The organism is Candidatus Tectomicrobia bacterium, from assembly GCA_016192135.1.
Lineage (GTDB): Bacteria > UBA8248 > UBA8248 > UBA8248 > UBA8248 > 2-12-FULL-69-37.
This window is the reverse complement of the sequence record JACPUR010000013.1, coordinates 248,098-263,458: the sequence shown is the minus strand read 5'-3', so window position 1 is coordinate 263,458 and position 15,361 is coordinate 248,098. Positions and strand designations below refer to the sequence as shown.

At 66.2% G+C, this 15,361-nt stretch carries 14 protein-coding genes; 12 read left to right on the top strand and 2 right to left on the bottom strand.

The window, feature by feature from the left end:
- The first annotated feature begins 2 nt into the window (after positions 1 to 2).
- Positions 3 to 755: an SDR family oxidoreductase gene (locus HYZ11_05245; GenBank protein MBI3126993.1), complete on the top strand. Its 753-nt coding sequence runs from the start codon at positions 3 to 5 to the stop codon at positions 753 to 755.
- Between the two features lie 121 nt (positions 756 to 876).
- Here HYZ11_05245 and HYZ11_05240 read toward each other — a convergent pair whose 3' ends face one another.
- Entirely contained in the window at positions 877 to 1,764 is an 888-nt protein-coding gene (locus HYZ11_05240) for an isocitrate lyase/PEP mutase family protein (protein ID MBI3126992.1), read from the bottom strand.
- Between the two features lie 206 nt (positions 1,765 to 1,970).
- On the opposite strand from HYZ11_05240, the gene HYZ11_05235 reads away from it, so the two are divergent.
- From HYZ11_05235 to HYZ11_05215, 5 genes are all read left to right on the top strand, one after another.
- Positions 1,971 to 3,335 carry an amidase gene (locus tag HYZ11_05235; protein MBI3126991.1) on the top strand — a complete coding sequence of 455 codons (1,365 nt, stop codon included), beginning with the start codon at positions 1,971 to 1,973 and terminating at the stop codon, positions 3,333 to 3,335.
- 156 nt (positions 3,336 to 3,491) lie between these two features.
- Positions 3,492 to 4,856, top strand: a complete 1,365-nt coding sequence (locus tag HYZ11_05230; protein ID MBI3126990.1) for an acyclic terpene utilization AtuA family protein — start codon at positions 3,492 to 3,494, stop codon at positions 4,854 to 4,856.
- A gap of 8 nt (positions 4,857 to 4,864) precedes the next feature.
- Positions 4,865 to 5,176: a DUF4387 domain-containing protein gene (locus HYZ11_05225; protein ID MBI3126989.1), complete on the top strand. Its 312-nt coding sequence runs from the start codon at positions 4,865 to 4,867 to the stop codon at positions 5,174 to 5,176.
- An 11-nt stretch (positions 5,177 to 5,187) separates the two neighbouring features.
- Positions 5,188 to 6,573 (top strand): M20/M25/M40 family metallo-hydrolase, encoded by a 1,386-nt coding sequence (locus HYZ11_05220; GenBank protein ID MBI3126988.1) that lies wholly within the window; start codon positions 5,188 to 5,190, stop codon positions 6,571 to 6,573.
- A gap of 70 nt (positions 6,574 to 6,643) precedes the next feature.
- A complete protein-coding gene (locus HYZ11_05215; GenBank protein ID MBI3126987.1) occupies positions 6,644 to 7,300 on the top strand; it encodes a hypothetical protein in 657 nt (218 codons plus the stop codon).
- Between the two features lie 24 nt (positions 7,301 to 7,324).
- Here HYZ11_05215 and HYZ11_05210 read toward each other — a convergent pair whose 3' ends face one another.
- Entirely contained in the window at positions 7,325 to 8,002 is a 678-nt protein-coding gene (locus tag HYZ11_05210; GenBank protein MBI3126986.1) for a hypothetical protein, read from the bottom strand.
- Between the two features lie 262 nt (positions 8,003 to 8,264).
- On the opposite strand from HYZ11_05210, the gene HYZ11_05205 reads away from it, so the two are divergent.
- The 6 genes from HYZ11_05205 to HYZ11_05180 are packed head-to-tail and all read left to right on the top strand — an operon-like array spanning position 8,265 to position 15,354.
- Complete coding sequence (locus HYZ11_05205; protein ID MBI3126985.1) at positions 8,265 to 9,524, top strand: 3-isopropylmalate dehydratase large subunit; 1,260 nt, start codon at positions 8,265 to 8,267, stop codon at positions 9,522 to 9,524.
- 10 nt (positions 9,525 to 9,534) lie between these two features.
- Positions 9,535 to 10,065: a 3-isopropylmalate dehydratase gene (locus HYZ11_05200; protein ID MBI3126984.1), complete on the top strand. Its 531-nt coding sequence runs from the start codon at positions 9,535 to 9,537 to the stop codon at positions 10,063 to 10,065.
- Positions 10,066 to 10,080: 15 nt separating this feature from the next.
- Positions 10,081 to 11,826, top strand: a complete 1,746-nt coding sequence (locus HYZ11_05195; protein MBI3126983.1) for an iron ABC transporter permease — start codon at positions 10,081 to 10,083, stop codon at positions 11,824 to 11,826.
- Positions 11,827 to 11,871: 45 nt separating this feature from the next.
- Positions 11,872 to 12,915, top strand: a complete 1,044-nt coding sequence (locus HYZ11_05190; protein MBI3126982.1) for an extracellular solute-binding protein — start codon at positions 11,872 to 11,874, stop codon at positions 12,913 to 12,915.
- 30 nt (positions 12,916 to 12,945) lie between these two features.
- Positions 12,946 to 14,049 (top strand): ABC transporter ATP-binding protein, encoded by a 1,104-nt coding sequence (locus HYZ11_05185; GenBank protein MBI3126981.1) that lies wholly within the window; start codon positions 12,946 to 12,948, stop codon positions 14,047 to 14,049.
- Between the two features lie 45 nt (positions 14,050 to 14,094).
- Entirely contained in the window at positions 14,095 to 15,354 is a 1,260-nt protein-coding gene (locus HYZ11_05180) for a 3-isopropylmalate dehydratase large subunit (protein ID MBI3126980.1), read from the top strand.
- Positions 15,355 to 15,361 lie beyond the last annotated feature (7 nt).

The window sequence follows — 15,361 nt, the reverse complement described above, 5'->3', positions numbered from 1 at the left end:
CCATGTTCTCGCTGAGGGGGAAGACCGCCTTGGTCACGGGCAGCGCCCGGGGCATCGGGCACGCGATCGCCCGCGCCTTCGCGGCCGCCGGAGCGGACGTGGTGCTGCATGGCCGGGATGGCGTCCGGCTGAAGAGGGCGGCCGAAAGCATTCCCCCGGGTGGAGGCAGGATCGCCTTGGCCGAGTCGGACCTGTCCAGGGAGGAAGGAATCCTCGACCTTTGCCGGAAGGCCGAGCCAGCCTTTGGAAGAATTGACATCCTGGTGAACAACGCCGCCGCCCGGGGCACCCTCGGCCCCCTGCTGGATTGCCCTCTCGAAAGCTGGCAAGCCACCATGCGCGCGAACGTGAGCGGCTACCTCCAGATGATCCAGATGCTCGCCCGGCCCATGGCCGGGCGCGGGTGGGGAAGGGTGATCAATGTCGTCTCCTCCACCGGCCTCAAGGCGCGGGCCGGCTACGGCGACTACAGCATCAGCAAGGCCGCCCAGATCATGATGACGCGCCAGTTCGCCTCCGAGCTCGGCCGCTATGGAATTACGGTGAATGCCATCGCCCCCATACTCACCCGCACGGATTTTTCGGCTGCCACCTGGCAAAATGAAGAAAAACTCCAGCGCGTTCTCTCCCTCCAGCCGATCCCCCGCCTGCTGGAGGCGGAAGATTGCGCGGGGGCGGCGGTGTTTCTGGCGAGCGAAGCCTCCTCGATGGTCACCGGGACGGTCCTTCCGGTGGACGGAGGCGCACTGGCCTAGCCTTGTCTCAGGGACGGATTGGGCATCTGGTTGGCTGGTTCATTTGAAAAGGCGCGGGATCAGGCCCGGCGATGAAACAGCCGGGCCGCCGGATCCCGCCCTCCAGGATGTCCTTTCGAGATCACGCCGGATTTCGGATGGATGAGAGATACTTCTCTTCCCAGGCGTTGATCTCCTCGATGCCTAGCGCTTGGTTGTAATCCCGGAAAGAGGCGAGTCGATCCTTGGCCGCCAGGGTCGAGCTTTCCTTCTTCAATATCCTCAGAGCATCCGTGACCGCCTTTAAATATGTGCAGCGGATGATCCCGGGATATATGATCAGCCGGAAGCCGAGCGCGGCCAGCTCCTGTGGAGAAAACGGTGCGTCCCGCCGGGACTCGTCCACCGTGACGGCCAGCGGCCCGGGGACCTCCTTTCCGATCCGGACAAGCTCCTCTCTCGTTCCATCCACTTCGATGAAAATCAGATCCGCTCCCGCCTCCTTGAAGGCATGCGCCCGCCGGATTGCCTCGTCCAACCCGTGATCGGCCGCCGCGTCCGTCCGTGCCAGGATCAGCAGATCGGGATCCTGGCGCGCGTCCAGGGCGGCCTTGAGCTTCCCCACTTGCTCGCCAAGCGAAACCACCGGCTTCGAGCCGGGGAGGTGCCCGCATCGCTTCGGCGTAACCTGATCCTCGAGCTGAAGGCAGGCGGCCCCCGCCAGCTCGAGTTCCCGGACCGTTCGAATCACGTTGATGGCGTTTCCATATCCCGTGTCGGCGTCCGCGATGAGCGGAATGGCGGTGGCGAGGCTGATGTTCCGGCACACGTCGGCCACCTCCCGCAACGTCATGAGGCCCACGTCCGGCCGGCCGAGCAGGGCCGCCGATGCCCCGTTCCCCGTCAGGTAATTCACATGAAAGCCCGCCTGCTCCACCATGCGCGCGCTGAACGCATCGATGCAGGCGGGGGCGAGCAGCGGATCCCCGCTTTCTAGCAAGGCCCGAAGACGACGTCTCCGCTCGTTCATTTTCGGCTCCTTCACCCAAGAGAACTCCTGAGGGTTTCCCGCCCAGGCCATCCGGAATCCGCCGACGGCGCCGTGAAAAATGAATGATGCTAGAATATCATTCCCGACGAAAGCCGTGCCATGTTCAGGACGGGCGAGCCGCCGCGGTTTGCCGCGCGAAGGCGGGAGCCGGTGCGAATTGCCGCGGCGGGGAATGGAGGACCTCGATGACCGAGTCCTGGAAATTCACCCTGAGCGAAGGGCTCCGCCGCATGGCCGAGGGCACCCTATCGGCGGCGGAGTGGGTGGGCGCCATCTTATCCCGTATCGGCCAATGCGAAGACCGGTTGAAGGCCTGGGCGCAGGTGGACCGGGAGGGCGCTCTGGAGGCGGCCCGGGCGGCGGATCGGAGCCGGGCGGAGGGCCGCCCCTTAGGCCCGCTTGCGGGCGCGCCCTTCGGCGCCAAGGACATCTTCGACATCAAGGGCCTCCGGCGAGAGGCGGGGACCCCCCTTTACCGGGGCCACGTTCCCGATGCCGACGCGGTTTCCATCGCCCGCCTCCGGGCGGCCGGGGCGGTCGCCATCGGGAAGACGGTGACCACCCCCTTCGCCAACTCCGACCCTTCCGTCACCCGGAACCCGTGGGACCTCGCCCGCAGCCCCGGGGGATCGAGCAGCGGCTCGGCGGCGGCGGTCGCGGCCGGGATGGTGCCCGTCGCCTTGGGCTCCCAGACCACGGGCTCCACCCTACGCCCCGCGGCCTTCTGCGGCGTGTGCGCCCTGAAGCCCACGTACGGGCGGATACCCCGGACCGGGATCGTCAAGGTGTCGTGGACGTTCGACCACGTGGGCCTCATCGCCCGGTCGGTGGAAGACCTGGCGCACCTCCTCACGGTGATGTCCGGGCCGGCGCCGGGAGACGATGGGGCCCCGGATATCCCCGCGCAAGACTTCGCCGCCGCTTCCGCCCCCCGGCGTCCGGGGCGGGCGCTGTTGTTGAAGGAAGACTATCTGCCCTTGGCGAATGCAGAGGTGGCGGATTGGACGCTGAGGGCGGTTTCTCTTCTGCGGGAGAAAGGCGTGAAGGTGGAGGAGGGAAGGCTCCCGATGGACCGCGAACTGATTCATTCGGTCCACGCGATGATCCGCGCCGTGGATGCCGCTTGCTATCACGGCGAGATGTTCCGGGAGAACATGGACGCCTACCCCCCCTCGACCCGGCGGACCGTGACGGCGGGGTTCATGGTGCCCGCCGTTCACTATGTCAACGCCATGCGCTTGCGGTCGCGGTTCATCCGGGCGGTGGACCGGCTCCACGGGCATTATGAACTGATCGTGCTCCCCACGTTCGATCAGCTGTCGCCTCCCTGGGAGGTTTCGACGGGGAGCGGCCTCTTCTGCGAGCCCTTCTCGCTGTCGGGGCAGCCCGCCGTCACCCTCCCCCTGGGGCGGGGCGGGGAGGGCCTGCCCTTCGGCATCCAGCTTGGCGCGCGGAGGTTCGGCGAGGCGGGCCTCCTGGCGGCGGCCCGCTGGTGCGAAGAAGAGCTGGGCTGGCGCGCCGGGATTGCCGAGCCCGGGGGACAGGCGTGACTTCCCCCGGCGCCGCGGGCCCACCGGCCGGCATCGGACGTAAGGCCCGAGCCGGAGCCGGCGAGGGCAATTGCGCGCGAATTTCCCTGTTTTGCCGCGTGCCGGGGATCTGATAGTCTCTTTCATCTCACCGGATGCTTTGATGGAGAGCGCCCGATGGACGAGCTGCGTGTCCTCTCGGTCTGCGGGAACCTGGGCTATGGGTTCCCGGTTTCTTCGCTTGAGAACGGGATCGCGCGCGATCCTCATTACATGGGGGCCGACAACGGCTCCACGGACGCGGGGCCCTATTATCTGGGCAGCGGCGAGCAGCTCACCCGGCGCGAGCAGATCGTCCGCGACCTGGGCCTCTCCCTCCGCGCCGCCCGCCGGAAGGGCATCCCCTACCTCATCGGCTCGGCGGGAACGGCGGGAGGCAATCCTCACGTGGATGCCGTCCTCGGCGTCATGCACCAGCTCGCCAGGCGCGACGGCCTCAAGTTCAGGCTCGCCATCATCCGCTCGGAGATGGACAAGGAGTTCGTGAAGAAGGCCATCCGGGAGGGCCGCACGCGCTCTCTGGGCAAGCTCCCGGCTCTCACCGAAGAGGCCGTGGATGAGAGCGTGCGCATCGTGGGCCAGATGGGCCTGACGCCGTATATCCGCGCATTGGAGGGCGGGGCGGACGTCGTCCTGGCGGGCCGCTCCTGCGACACGGCGATCTACACCGCGTTCGCCGCCATGCGGGGTTACGACCTGGGGCTCGCCTTCCACATGTCGAAGATCATCGAGTGCGGCGCGCAATGCGCCCTTCCCATCGGGGCGAACGATTGCATTCTGGGCACGCTCCGGAAGGACCACTTCGAGCTCGAACCCATGAACATGGGCAAGCGGCTGACGCCCAACTCCGTGGCCGCGCACATGATGTACGAGCAGCCCGATCCCTACCTCTTCTACGAGCCTGAGGGCATGGTGGACCTGAAGGCGACCGAGTTCGAACAGCTCGACGACCGGCGGGTGCGGGTGAGCGGCGGCCGCTTCGTCGCCGCTCAGCGGCCCACGATCAAACTCGAGGGCGTCCGCTTGCGCGGCTGGCGCACCATCGCGGTGGCGGGGATGACCGACCCGAGCCTGCTGCGGCGGCTCGACGAGGTGGAGGAGCGGGTGCGGGAAACCGTGGCGGACATGCTGCGCGGCAGCCTCGCGCCCGAGGACTATGAGCTGCGCTTCGTCTACTACGGCCGCGACGGCGTGCTCGGCCGCCCGGGCCCCGAGGGTCCGAGGACGGCGCATGAGGTGGGGCTCGTGATGGAGGCCATCGCCAAAGACCAAGCCACGGCCGACGCCGTTCTGTCCCTCACGCGCAGCACCTACCTTCATTGCGGCTTCGAAGGGCGCAAGGCGACGGCCGGCAACCTGGCCTTTCCCTTTTCGCCCTCGGATTTCCGGGGCGGCCCGGTCTACGAGTTCCACATCTACCATCTCATCGAGCTCGAGGACGCGGGCGCTCCCTTCGCGGTCGAGTTCGAGCGGGTGGGTTAGGGGGGGGCTTGGATCGCCTCTACGACCTGGCGGAAGTCCTGCGGAGCAAGAACGCGGGGCCCCTCTATATAACCCTGGATCTGCTCTTCGCCGATGAGGGGACCTACAGGCGGGTGGCCGGCAGCGAGGCCCTGACGCCCGGCGCCGTGGCCGCGCTCTATGGCGTCGAGGCCGAGGAGGTCCGGATCATCCAGTTCGACGCGGCCCGCGCCATCAAGATCACCATACCGCGAACCGGGCCCACCTCGGGCGCGCCGGGCGACCGCGATGTCTACGGCGCCCAGCAGCACGGCCCGCTGCTCGGCTTGATGATCCCTTGAGGGAGGAGCGGATGAAAGTCGATCGCGTAGTCGCTCAAATCGAAAGGGATTTCGAAGACAGCCACGTCCGCCGCCTTCTGGACTACATCCGGCAGCCGAGCGTGTCGGCCCTGGACTGGGGCAACCGCGAGATGGCGGAGATGCTCGCCGGGGAAATCCGCGAGGTGGGGGGGACGGCCGAGGTGGTCGAGACCGCCGAGTTCCCCGTCGTCTTCGGCCTGATTGACGAAGGCGCGCCGCGGACGCTGCTCTGCCACGGCCTCTACGACGTGACCCCGGCGGAGGAGCCGGGCTGGCTGAACCCGCCCTTCGAGCCGCGGATACACCAGCTCGACGGCCTGGGCCGCTGCATCGTCGGCCGGGGCGCAGAGGACATGAAGACGGGCATCGCCGGCGTCATGAACACCGTGTACGCCGCCCGCGCCGCGGGCCAAAAGCTCCCGCTCAATCTCATGTTCGTCCACGAGGCCTCGGAGCTGGGAAGCGGCGGGCTCAAGGACTTCTTTCCGCGCTACAAGGAAAAGATGAAACGGGCGAACGCCGCCTACTGGCTCTGCCCGATGGCCCAGACCGACGGCACCCCCATCGTCCCTCTCGGCCTGAAGGGCAACCTCATGGGAAGGCTCTTCTGCCGGCCGGGCGAGTGGGGCGGCCCCATCGGCAACGAGATCCACGCCCTGAACAGCAACTGGATCGGAAACCCCGCCGACCGCTTGGTCGAGGCGGTCGCCTATCTTGAAAAGCGCCTCGAGGAGATCTACGAGCGCGGAGAGGGCTGGATGCCGAGCCCGGTCCAAGAGAGGCTCTGCCGCCGGCTCTCCGAGCGCATGGATCCCGAACGGCTGAGGCGGAGCCTGGGGGTGAAGCGGTTTCGTCAGGACGACTTCCATGCGGCGGTGCGCGCGCACCTCTTCCGCCCCGAGTTCACCCTGATCGGCCTCCAGGCGGGGTTCATCGGGGAGGGGAAATCCGTCAAGGTGAGCATCCCCTCCGAGGCCCAGGCGGTGGTGAACATGCGCTTTCTGCCGGGCGAGGACCCGGACGAGCGCATCGAGAACGTGCGCCGGATTCTCGAGGAGGGCGGTTTCGGGGACATCGAGTTCGTCGTGAACAACCACTATGCCGGCGGCGCCACCTCGCCGGAACACCCTCTCATCGCGTGCTTCCTTCGGGCCCACAAGGAGATGGGGGCGGACCCCGAGGTCTGGCCCGTCCATCCCGCGGGGATGCCGGTTGCGCTCTGGACCGAAGAATTGGGCATCCCCTGGATCGGGGGGCTTCCCTGCAATGCCATGCGCAAGCACGCGGCGAATGAGTACTGCCAGGTGGAGGGCCTGCTGCGATCGGAGAAGTTCCTCGCGCGCTTCTTCGAGGGATTCGGCGGATTGACCTACTGATCGCCGTGCAGGAAGGACAAACGGGGGCGGCATCCAGGGGCGGGGTGCGCCAAGGCGGGAGGAGGCTCCGATGAGCGTGGATGCGGATTTCTTTTCGGGCGTCGCCACGGCCACGCTGGCGGACGCCGCGACGGCGCTCGGGCTGAACCTCATCATGGAAGGGCCCCGCCCCGTCGTGCCGGAGACATATCCGCGGTTCGCGGGCCCGGCGGCCACAATGGTCTTCGCGCCCGTCCGCACCCCAGGGGTGAAGGCTCCCTACAGCCTCTACGACGTGGTGGACGTCATCCCCAAAGGGGCCGTCATGGTCGTGGACGCGGCAGGCTCCCCGCTCGCCGCCTGGGGGGGAGGTTCCAGCGGGGTGTGCTCCCGGCGCGGGGCGGTGGGCGCCGTGATCGACGGGGCGACGCGGGACGTGGAGGACATCCGCGACCTGAAGTTCCCGGTGTTCTGCAAGTCGGTTTGGAGCCTGGCCTTCCCGCGGCGCCTGGAGGTGGTGGCCATGGACACTCCCGTCACCTGCTGCGGGGTGCGCGTGGAGCCGGGCGACATCATCGTCGCCGACATCGATGGGGTGGCGGCCGTTCCGCTGACCCGGCTCGCCGAGGTGAAGCGCCAAGTCGAGCGGATCCGGGCCATCGAGAAGGAGGTGAAAGAGCGCGCGGCGAAAGGGGAGGCGATGGCCGGCCTTTTCCCGCTGCTCGCGAAGAAGTTCACGACGGATTGAGCCGGAGGGCGATTCTTCCGGCCGTCAGGCGTAAAACTCCGGCAGCGTGAGATAGCCTTCCCGCGGCAAGTCATGGACGACGGGCAGCCCCTGCAGCATCTTGAGCCGCTGGGCGGTGCGTAGATGGGCCAGCACATTCCACCAGATGTGGCGCAGGATGGCCCCGATGTGGAAGTGGAACAGGCCCGGCTTCTCCGCGTCCTCCCGAAAACCGTCCGGGTGGAGCCGCGCGGCGATGCGGTGATACTCCACCGGCTTCTTCGGGTCGCCCGGGCGCACCCAATCCGGGTCGGTGTAGAAGGTGAAGGTGCGCTTCTCCAGCCCCTCCGCCCCCTCGCGATCGATGATCTCGCAGCAAAGGTCCGCCCAGGGCCGCATGAACGCGATGACGCCCGCGCGGGCGGGCGCGATCTCGGGCGGCACGTGGCGCTGCCCCGAGGCGATGAGCCCCTTGATGGCCGCCGCCGTCTCGGGGAAGCGGTATCCCTCCCGGCGGAGCACCTCCTCCGCGCGGAGGGAGAGCCATACGGGGGTGACCAGAGCGATGTGGCGGATCTGGAGATCGATGCACCAGCGCGCCCAGGCGGGCTCCTGGGCGGCGTAGCACATCTGCTCCCAGGTCAGGCCGTCGATCTCGCCCCGGACAATATCCGGGTAGGATTTCAGCTCGGCGCGGAGGCGCGCGATTTCGCTCGGGTGCATATTTGGCCCCGCCCCCAGACATGTGCCGTTAACCGTTCAGCGAACGGTATCAGTCCAAGCGTGGCGCGGCAAACGCCCCCCGCCCTCCGCCTGCATACGCCGGATGAATGACGCGCCTATTTTCCGCAAATTTGCGCGCGGCTTGGGGTAATGCTATGGTCTTGAAAATCAAGAAAGCTTAGCGAGGAATTATTCGGGCGCCGCCGTGTTTCGATAGCTACCGGGAACGGCCGCTTCCAGCCTTATTCCAAGGGCACCGCCGATGGGCATGACCCTCACCGAGAAGATCATGGCGCGGGCCTCCGGCCTTTCCGTCGTGAAGCCGGGCGACATCGTCTATCCCGAGCCCGATCTGGCCACCATCCACGATCTTTACGTGGTCGAAGCCGATCGGCAGCTTCTGCAAGTGGGCGTCGAGCGCCCTTGGGACCCCGGCCGCGTACTGGTGTGCTTCGACCACGATACCATCCCTCAGACCGTCGCCATCGCCAACCGGGCGAAGAACATCCGCGACATCGTGAAGCGCTGGGGCGTCCGCCACTTCTTCGATGTGGGGCGGGGCCAGGGCCACGTCTTCCCGATGGAGCTGGGGCTCGTGAAGCCGGGCATGCTCGTCCTGGCCTACGACATCCACGTGACGAATTACGGCGCGCTCGGGTGCCTCGGCCTCTCCCTGGTGTTCGAGTTCCCCGCCGTGCTCGCCACGGGGAGCCACTGGTTCCGCGTGCCGGAAACGATCCGGGTCGAGCTCGAAGGGAAATTCCCGCCCGGGGTGACCGTCCGCGATGCGGCGGCGCTCATCATCAAGGAGATCGGGCCCGACGAGGCCGACTACCGGATGTTCGAGTACGGGGGGAGCGCCATCGGGGACCTCGGCGTGGACGCCCGGGTGAAGCTCTGCAACCTGCCGATCGAGGTGGGCGCCAAGAGCGCTATCGTTCCCTTCGATTCCAAGGCCTCCGCCTGGATGGAGGAGCGCGGCTTGGGGGTGCATGAGCCTCTCGCCAGCGACCTGGACGCCGAATACGCGGCCGTTCATCGATTCGACCTTTCCCGGCTTGAGCCGATGGTGGCCATTCCCCCGCGGCCGGAGCAGGTGGTTCCCCTGCGGGAGACGCTCGGAATCCCGGTCCACGCGGCCTATCTGGGCTCATGCGCGGCGGACCAGTACGAGGACATGGCGGAGGCCGCCGCCATCCTCAAGGGCCGCCGGGTCGCCCCGGGAGTCCGGATGATCGTGACGCCGGGCAGCCGCGAGGTCGCCGACCGCTGCATCCGGGAAGGGCTCATGCAGATTTTCGTGGAAGCGGGTGCGCTGGTCGGCCCGCCCGGATGCGGCCCATGCGCCATCGGCAAGGGAGGGCCTCTGGCGGACGGCGAGACCTGCATCGCCACCGTCACCCGCAACGACGTGGGCCGGATGGGCAGCCGCAAGGCGGAGATTTACCTCTCGAGCGCGGCGACGGTGGCCGCCTCCGCGGTGACGGGAAAAATCACGGATCCGCGCGAGTTCCTGGGCTGAGGGAGAGGCCGTGAACTGGGTGCTGGAAGGCCGCTGCTGGAAGCTCGGGGACAATCTTTCCCTGGACGACGACATCATCGAGTTCGCCAAGGTGTTCGTGCAGGGCGTGCGCGTGTCGGACCCCGAATACCTCAAGCAGCATGTGTTCACGAACCTCATCCCGGACTTTCCGCAGCGCGCGAAGCCGGGCGACATCGTGGTGGCCGGGAAGCGGTTCGGGCAGGGCAACCCTCATATCTATGGGCTCTTGGGCATGACGGGCCTGGGATTGGGGCTGATTGCGGAGAGCGTGCCCCACTTCACCTACCGGATGCTCGTCGCGGCGGGCCTTCCCTCGCTCCCCTTCTGTGCCGGCATCGGCGGGAAGGTGGCGGACGGTGACCGGATTAGGGTGGATTTTGAAAGGGGCAAGATCGAAAACCTCACCCAGGGCCTCGTCCACGAAGCGGAGCCGCTGCCCGCCGAGCTCCGGGAGATCATCGCGCTGGGAGGGAGCCTTCCCGCCCTGAAGAAGCGCCTGGAGAAGATGCAGGCTTCCTGAAGAGGAACGGGGACGATGGAATCGACCATTCCCCAGCAGGCGGGCGTCACCTCACATCGAACGCGCCGCCGCCTCTTCGCCTTGGCGGCCGTGGCGCCGATATTCCTCCTCCTTTTCTTCTTCATTCCCTACCCCATCGGCATCCTGCTGCTGGGCTCTCTCTCGACGGTCGAGCCTACCCGTTTGGGGCAGGCCTTCAGCCATCTGACTTTTGGCAACTACATTGAGATGTACGGGACGGCTTCGCTCTACAAGGCGACATACAACAGCCTTGTGGGATGCGCCGGGGGAGCGGTTTTGGCCATGCTGATAGGCCTTTTCTTCGCCTGGGTGGTCGCCCGGACCGACATCAGACGCAAGGGGTTGATCGAGATCATCGCCATCATGCCGCTGTTCGTCTCGCCCCTGATCGCCTCCATGGCTTGGGCCACCCTGGCCAGCGACCGGGCGGGGATCCTGAACCTCATCTTCAAGGACCTGGGGCTGGACTTCCGCCTCAACATCTACTCTTTCACCGGCATCTGGTTCGTCCTCGGCGTCTATTACGCCCCCTATACCTACATGTTCCTGACGCCCGCCCTCAGGCGGATGGATCCGGTTCTGGAGGAGGCCTCCGCGATCAGCGGGGCGAACGCGTGGGAGACGGTGCGGCGGGTGACGTTTCCGCTCATCATTCATCCCATCCTCTCGGCGGCGCTCTTGGTCTTCGTGATCACGCTGGGCCTGTTCGCCGTTCCGGCGACGATAGCGGTGCCCGCCAACATCCACTTTCTGACGACCTACCTTTTCAACCTGGTCACGGGGAATCCCCCGGCCTACGAGAAGGCCGCCTCCGTGAGCGTCCTGCTGATCGCGCTCACCCTCGTGGGTGTTTTTCTTCAGAGACAGGTCATCGGCCGGAGGAGCTTCATCACGGTGACCGGAAAGGCGAGCCAGCCGCGGATGTTCAGGCTGCGGAGATGGAAGCCCGCCGTCGTCGCCTTGATCGCAATCTATCTCGTGGTCACGGTCGTGCTTCCCTACTTCGCGCTGCTTCTTCTGAGCCTCAGGAGCTTCATGTTCTTTCCCAGCTTCTGGTCGGTGTTCGATTTCAATGTGCTCACCCTGCAGCATTTCCGCTTCCTCTGGACCCACGAGCAGGCTTTCGCGTCGATTTGGAACAGCCTTCAGATGGGCGCCTTGGCGGCCATCGTGGGTTCCATCTTGTGCTTCCTCACGGCCTACTGCGTCCATAGAACCGATCTCCCGGGAAGGAAGAGCCTGGATTACCTGAGCATGATTCCGATCGCGGTGCCCGGCTTGGTGATCGGCGTGGCGTATCTGTGGGCGTGGATATCCTTTCCGGTGCCGATTTATGGGACCATTTGGATTCTCGCCTTGGCCTATGTCGCACGCTTCATCCCCGATGGCGTGCGCGCGGCGGGGGTGAACCTCCTTCAGATCCACAAGGAGCTCGAAGAATCCAGCCGCATCCACGGAGGGGGCTTCTGGCAGACTCTCCGCCGGGTGATCATCCCTCTCGCCCGGCCCGGCATCCTCTCCAGCGTGATCCTGCTCTTTATCCTGGCGGTGCGCGAGCTGGGCTCCTCCATATTCCTGTACACGACCGACAGCATTGTTCTCTCCGTCCAGATTTACAATCAGTGGGAGTCGGCCGAGTACGGAGCGACCGCGGTCTTGAGCCTTATTCAAACGGTGATTCTCGTCGTGGTGGTGATCGCCGCGCGCCGCTACGTGATGCGCTCCGAGGCGGCGGCTTGACCGGCGCAGAGGAAGGCTCGTCCAAAGGTGAAGGAGGGCACAAAAATGACCCGGATGAATGGATGGCTTGTCGTTCTGGGAGTGATCGCGGCGTTCATGGGCGGCCCGGCATTCGCCGCTTCGCCGGTTGAGGAATTCGGCGGGGAGGCGCTCATCCGCGACGCCAAGAAAGAGGGCAAGGTCGTGGTCTACACCGCGAACATCCTTTCCCTCACCAAGATCATGGAGACGAATTTCGGCAAGCGGTTTCCCGGAGTCAGGGTGGACGTCGTCCGGCTGGGCGGAGGCGCGCTCCACCGGAAGATCTTGACCGAGCACTCGGCCGGAAAACTCGTGGCCGACGTGATCGAGATGTCCGACCGCGGGCTCATGCGCGCGGAGATGAAGGCGGGGATCATCGGCAAGCACACCCCGCCCACGGACGCCAAATATCCCGCGGACACCAAGATCGCCGGCGAGGTCTACCCCACTTATCCCTATCTCTATCTCATCGCCTACAATCCCGTCCTGGTGAAGGATCCGCCCAAGAACTGGATGGATTTGGTCCATCCGCGCTTCAAGGGGCAGCTGGGGCTCGTTCCGGCGGAATTGGGCGGCACCCCTTGGATGACGGCGCTGTTCCAGTACCAGGTCCTCGGCAACAACAGCGACAGCTACTGGCAAAAGCTCGCCGCGCAGAAGCCGCGCTTCTTCACGAGCGCCGGCGGCATCGGCAAGACCCTCATCAACGGCGAGACGCCCGCGGCCGTGGCCCTGGACGTGGTCTCCGTGGCCGACATCAAGAAGGGCGCCCCCGTAAAGTTCGTTTATCCCGAAGAGGGCGTGGTCATGATCCTCTTCAACAATGGCATCACCACCGTGGGCAAGAATCCCAACGGCGCGAAGCTTTGGCAGAACTGGACCCTCTCGCGCGAGGGACAGGAGGTCTGGACGAAGCAGGTCGGAGGCCTCTCCGCCCGCACCGACATCGACCCGCCCGCGACGGCGCCGAAGAAGGTGAAGATTTGGTCGGCCAAGGAGGACGACTACGTCAAGCTGCGCGCTCCCTATACCAAGCGCTGGAACCAAATCTTCGGCTACAAGCCGTAGGAGCGAAGCGAATGAGGCGGCCCGCCTGACATGGAACTTGCCATCGAAGGGCTGAGAAAGCGTTTCGGCGAGGCCGTCCTCGCCGTTGACGGCGTGAGCTTCAGGGTCTCCCAAGGGGAATTCCTCGTCCTGCTCGGCCCGAGCGGCTGCGGCAAGACCACGACCCTTCGCTGCGTGGCGGGGTTCGAGGAACCCGATGCGGGCCGCATCCTGATCGGCGGCGCTCCCATGACGGATGCGGCGCAAGGCATCATGGTCCCGCCCGAGCGGCGGAACCTGGGGATGGTCTTCCAGTCTTATGCCATCTGGCCCCACATGACGGTTTTCGAGAACGTGGCCTACGGCCTCGTCGTGAAGCGCCATCCCCGGGAGGGGATCCGCCGGAAGGTGAAGGAGAAGCTGGCTCTCGTGGGTCTCTCCGGCATGGAAGAGCGCCCGGCGACGGCCCTGAGCGGCGGGCAGATGCAGCGGGTGGCCCTTGCCCGGAGCCTGGCGAACGAGCCGGGGATCCTTCTTCTGGACGAGCCTCTCTCCAATCTCGACGCCAAGCTCCGGGCGAGTCTTCGGTTCGAGCTCAAGGAGATACAGCGGAAGACGGGCGTCACGGCCCTCTATGTGACGCACGATCAGGCCGAGGCCGTGGTGCTGGGCGACCGCATCGCGGTCATGAACGCCGGCCGCATCATGCAGCTGGCCGACCCGGTTTCCCTCTACAACCGGCCGTCCAACCGCTTCGTGGCGGAGTTCACCGGCGCCACGAATTTTCTTCGGGGCCGCCTCGAATGGGTGAAAGACGGCGAGGGAGTGGTCCGCCTGGCGGAAGGCATGGAGTTGCGTTGCGCCGCGCCGGGCGCGCCGGCGCCGGGGAGCGAAGTGGAGCTCAGCCTGCGGCCCGAGAATATCTTTTTGGAGCCGGCCGGAAACTCCGCGGGGGGGCGGCGAAACGTGTGGCCCGCTGAGGTGGTCAAGGCGGACTTCCTCGGCACGCATAGCGTCTACCGCGTCAAGATGGGGGAGGAAACCCTCACCGTAATCGAAAACGGCTCCTGGCTCAGGTATCAGCCTGAAAGCACAGTGAGTCTCTTTGTGCCTCCTGAGCGGGTGAGCTTGCTTCAGGAAAACGGCCCCGCGTAGCCGGGGGCCGCATCCTCGCCGCGGATGCGGCGGGTGGAGTCGCCGATGGGCATGACCCTCACGGAGAAGATCCTGGCCGGCCGCGCGGACCGCGACCGGGTACGCCCCATGGAGACGCTTTCCGTCCGCGTCGACCAGACTTACGCGGACGATCTGGGAGGGCCCATCACCTTTCAGATCCTGGAGGAGCACGGCGTCCGGAGGATATTCGACCCGGACCGCTTCTTCGTCTCGGCGATGGTGAACGCGCCGAGCAAGAGCATCGAGGTGGCCAACACCATCGGCAAGATGCGCGAGTTCTGCGAGCGCATGGGGGTCGAGCGCTTCTACGAGGGGGGAAACGCCGGCATCCACAATTGCCTGGCCGTGGAAGAGGGTCTGGTGCTTCCCGGCGAGCTTCTCGCCGGGGGCAACTCCCACGCCTGCACGGGGGGCGGCGTCGGCGCTTTCGCCACCGGCATGGGCAGCACGGACATTGCGGCCATTCTCATCACGGGCCGCACGTGGCTCCGCGTGCCCGAAACCATCCGCTACATTTACAAGGGCGAACTTCCCCGGTGGGTGACCGGCAAGGACCTCATCCTCTTTACGATCGGGAAATTCGGCGTGGACGGCGCCCAGGGGAAAGCCATGGAATTCGCTGGAGAAGCGATCGCCCGGCTTCCCATGGAGGAGCGGTTCGCCCTTCCGAACATGGCGGTCGAGGCGGGAGCGGCGAACGGCATCATCGAGCCGGACGAGAAGACATTGGAATACGTCCGGCCCCGCGCCCGGCGCCCATTCACTCCCGTTTACGGGGACCCGGATGCCGACTACGCCGCCCTCCATGAGCTGGACGTCTCCGGCCTTGAGCCTGTGGTCGCCATGCCGCACCTTCCCAGCAACACGAAGTTCCTGTCGGAAGTGGGCGGGGTCGCCGTGGATCAGGTCTACATCGGCTCCTGCACGAACGGCTGGATGACGGACATGCGGGCCGCGGCGGAGATCCTGAAGGGCCGGAAGGTCGCCAAGCGGGTGCGGCTGATCGTCATTCCCAGCACCACCCAGATTTACCGCCAGTGCCTGCGGGAAGGGATTGCCGAAATCATCCTGGACGCGGGAGGAATCTTCAGCCCCCCCACTTGCGGCCCCTGCATCGGAGCGCATATGGGGGTACTGGCCGACGGGATGCGTTCGGTTTCCACCTCAAACCGGAACTTTGTCGGCCGCCAGGGTTCGGCGAAGGCCGAGATCTATCTCGTGAATCCTTCCGTCGCCGCCGCGACCGCGGTGCTGGGTCGGCTCGGCTCGCCGGACGAGCTGTGAGGGGCGC